Raw genomic sequence first — 966 nt, 5'->3', positions numbered from 1 at the left:
TCGCCATGTCGTCACGCGATGGAAGTCAGAAGCACCACCTCGCGACCCTCAGGAACAACGTTTCCACGCATCGCGGCGGACCGTGGACGCCCCGCTTCCAGCGCATCTTCAAGAAGGCAGGGATGGAGCTGAAGGACCCGGAGAACATCGTCGAGGTTCCTGGCCATCGCGGTCCGCATCCTCAGCGCTACCATCAGCGCGTCTACGACCGACTGGAAGAGGCCACCCGAGCTTGTCGAAGTGTCGCTCAGTGCCGTGAGGTTCTCGTCGCCGAGCTCAGAAATCTTGCACAAGAGGCCACGACGCAAGGCTCAGGCCTCCACAAGCTGCTCAGGCGAAGTGAGTAACCCAGAGCCATCCATGCCACGGCGCTACTTCCGGCTTCTTGATGACATCATGCTCCCAGGGCGATGGGAGCTGGGCATTCCCCTGAGCGCGCTGGGGAGCGAAGTGGATGACCCCTGGGCATTCAGAGAGGGCCAGCCGGTTCCCCTTCAATACTCGCTGAGCATTCCCGTGGAGCATCCAGGAACGCCCCTCGACTTCTCCCTTGCCGGCTTCAGTACGCCCGTTGTCAGCGCGCGGGTCGCAGCTGTCTTTTCAGAGCTGGCTGCGCAGGACATCCAACTCGTTCCCGTGGCCGTCCAGGGACATGAAGAGCCGTACGCCATCCTCGTGGCAACCCGGCTCATTCGCTGCATCGATGACGAAGCTTCCGAAGAGGTGATCCGGTGGAAGCCTCAAGATGGTCGGCCGGACCGGGTGGGCCAGTATCGCGACGTCGACGGCATGCGCATCGATCCAGCCCAGGTCGGAGATGCGCAGGTATTCAGGACGTGGGGATGGTCCATTGCTCTCATCGTCTCCGAGGACATCAAGCTCGCCTTGGAACGCATCCGCGCCACGGGAATGCGGTTCACCGAAGTCTGATTGCCGGGCGCTGCAGGAAATCTTCAGAGGTGATGG

The 966-nt window shown here is 61.9% G+C and carries 2 protein-coding genes; both read left to right on the top strand.

From position 1 onward, the window contains the following. The coding region (locus D7X99_RS41935) for an AHH domain-containing protein (RefSeq protein WP_199756435.1) at window positions 1–347 on the top strand (347 nt) is incomplete at its 5' end. 13 nt (window positions 348–360) lie between these two features. Then, complete coding sequence (locus D7X99_RS41930; protein ID WP_121782587.1) at window positions 361–930, top strand: DUF1629 domain-containing protein; 570 nt, start codon at window positions 361–363, stop codon at window positions 928–930. Window positions 931–966: the final 36 nt, after the last annotated feature.

Origin of the sequence: Corallococcus sp. AB032C, from assembly GCF_003668935.1 — a bacterium.
GTDB lineage: Bacteria > Myxococcota > Myxococcia > Myxococcales > Myxococcaceae > Corallococcus > Corallococcus exiguus.
The sequence above is the reverse complement of the archived record's forward strand: the minus strand, read 5'-3'. Positions and strand labels throughout refer to the sequence as shown.